Here is a 2,583-nt window from a genome sequence, read left to right on the forward strand (position 1 = left end):
AGCACTGACAGCAGCAAAGGAATGCGCCGAGGGCATATCCACAAGATTGATTGATAAAAACCTTTCGGAACTGGATAAGTTAGAACGGCGTGCCAAAAGCCCCTGGACAAAAATCATGGGCATCCTGGACAAATTAGAAAAAGATAAGGCAGATCAGCGGCTCCATGCACTTGTCGAGCATGAGAAGGCATTTCAAGAGTTTGTTGCAAATAAAGATATAGAAACACTCGACCGTCTAAATCTTGCCAAGGCGAACATTAAAAAAACAGAAGGCGTAATCAGTCCTAAACTTGGCTTCGTATGTCTCATAATATGCATAATAACTCTCATTTATGATGCCGTATCCCCGAGATTTCACTCGTTAATGATGCTATTTTTTGGATTAATTTTGGGCCTCTGTTTTCTTGGGGCGATTTTTGGGGTTTTACAAATTGTCCGCCGCTTTATGCGGAAACGTGGATAGCCCGAGAGCCGAGCGGCTAATCTGCATCTCACTCCTGCGCCTCGACCCACTCCAGGCATTTTCGCATCGTCGCTACGTTGGCAGGGAGATATTGGATCACCCGAAAGCGCGAGTCGTTGACGAAATCGGTTCCCAGAAGGTGGAAGCTCAGCTCCTCACCCTCCGCAGGCTGAGTGATGATCGGCCCCATTGTCCGAAGCCCCAGCTCCTGTACAGGCATCTTCTGCACCTTATCCCATAGTGCCCGAAACTGGGGATGGGCCTCTCTAGCATTTCGGATGCACTCCTTGCACCACTCGTCTTCCTTGAAGGGCTCAAACTCGCAGCGCATCACGTAGAGCATCTCCGGCAAAAACGTCTCCTTGTTCTTGATGGCAAACGCCGTCTCAAACTGCCGGTCAAAGATCAGATCAAACAGAGTTCGCCCGCGCATCTTCTCCAGAGCCGGGTGGCCGTAGGTAAGCCCGATCACCCCCGGGGCGTACCGATTCCACGTTATGAAGCGATGGGCAAAGTCCACGAGGTAGGCGGGATGCGGCAGTTCAAAGACAGAGCGTTCCCACTGGCGGGCGATACTCAGAACCTCTTCCCCCTCGGGGAGTAGGGACTGATCGCGGAAGCCGAATGGCTCTAATACCTTCTTGCGCTCATCAGCAGTGAGTCGCTTCAGACTGGAAAGGCCGTGCAGAATGGCAAGTAGCGTATGCCTTTTAGGGCGAACCGTTGCAGCCGTTTCAATCTCCTGGATCGTTCGGGTGAGAACTCCACAGAGGCCAGCCAAGTTCATGATGCTAACTTTGCGCTCTTCCCGTAGTTGCCGCAGATACATTCCAGCGGCAGCGGCCATTACTTTCTCGTCGGATCGGATTGGTTTTTCATTAATACTCACGGCGACTTCCCCTCTCGGCTAGCCCTTCGATATTGATGCAGGGCATGATTTTGGTATATCTGCTACCCCTCCAAAAAACGATACCCCATAGCACATCGTCTTCTCCTGATTTGTGACGTACTTTACCCTCAACCAGAAAATGCCATGAGTTTTAGACAGCGTTTCAAGCCCTAGAAAACGCCTCAAGCTCTCGCAAGTCATCTGGTCAGGAGGAACGCCGTGAATATCCGTCCCGTGCTAAATATCCGTCCCGCGCAGAGTGGTTTGTTACTCATTGGATTAGCCACCATCGTGATCGTGCAAGGGTGCACCCCACCTGATGACTCGAAGCGGCCACTGGTGGCTATCACCTTCGATGTCACAGACAGTACCAAGGATCTCAGGGAAGGCTTTATCTCGCTCAGCGACCAGCTCATTGGTCATGAGCTTGCTCCGGGGTGCCCCATCATTGGTCGGCACTTTGAGAGCGAGACGCGTTCCAGCCCCTTCTTTCAGGGTACGGCGCTCGATACTCACGGCTTCCACAATGGCGTTGAAGCCGTGCTTAAACAAGGCACCGGCGTAGGTACTCCCGGTGAGCCCGTCTTGAACGCTGTCAAGGAAGATGCTGCCGTTGCTCTCGCCCAGAAGCGTCCCTTTATTTCTGTGATCCTGACCGATGGTGGCTTTGATGATCTCAAGAGTATTACTCGACAGGCCAGGACACTTGCGAAGTCTCCTAATCTCGCTCGCATCTTTATTCTCCCTGTCACCGATGTGGGAGAGTTCGCACAGCGCCTGAAAGATGCTCTCGCTCCCCTGGGGGATCGAGTACGAATCGCGACGCTCCACGATGCACAAATGGCTCTCAGGGAGCTGCACACTCTCCAGCAGCAGCTTGCCGAGAAGGTAGAGCTAGAAGGTACAGCACGAGGAGGTGGCAAGTGAGTATTCCTGAGCAGAACGGCACGAACGGTCAAGGTCCAGCACTGAAGCTCAATCTAGACGAAGATTCACGCTGGGAGCCTATTGGGGGCGTCCACTACACAAAAATCGGAGACCATGACAATCAGAGCGCGGCGCGACTGGCCGCCAGGCTCGCAGGAGTTCACCCAACAGTCCTCATGAAGATGCTTCACCACAGAGCATGAAAATCTGAGTTTAGCAAGGTAGCATAGGCAGGACGGACTGGCACAGAGGTCGTTTTTTCCTTGGTGATGCGATTCCGACCAACAGTCAGACCGGGGCACTT

3 protein-coding genes are annotated in these 2,583 nt (G+C 52.8%); 2 read left to right on the top strand and 1 reads right to left on the bottom strand.

Annotated elements, in window-relative coordinates; genetic code table 11:
• A partial coding sequence (locus tag RMO15_RS28885; RefSeq protein WP_309721236.1) for a hypothetical protein occupies nucleotides 1-463 on the top strand: 463 nt, incomplete at its 5' end.
• Nucleotides 464-491: 28 nt separating this feature from the next.
• Here the strand turns inward: RMO15_RS28885 and RMO15_RS28890 are convergent.
• A complete protein-coding gene (locus tag RMO15_RS28890) occupies nucleotides 492-1,352 on the bottom strand; it encodes a helix-turn-helix domain-containing protein (protein WP_309696097.1) in 861 nt (286 codons plus the stop codon).
• Between the two features lie 219 nt (nucleotides 1,353-1,571).
• Between RMO15_RS28890 and RMO15_RS28895 the strand changes: the two genes are divergently transcribed.
• Nucleotides 1,572-2,279: a hypothetical protein gene (locus RMO15_RS28895; protein WP_309696095.1), complete on the top strand. Its 708-nt coding sequence runs from the start codon at nucleotides 1,572-1,574 to the stop codon at nucleotides 2,277-2,279.
• The last annotated feature ends 304 nt before the right edge of the window (nucleotides 2,280-2,583 follow it).

The organism is Armatimonas sp. (genome assembly GCF_031410135.1).
GTDB lineage: Bacteria > Armatimonadota > Armatimonadia > Armatimonadales > Armatimonadaceae > Armatimonas.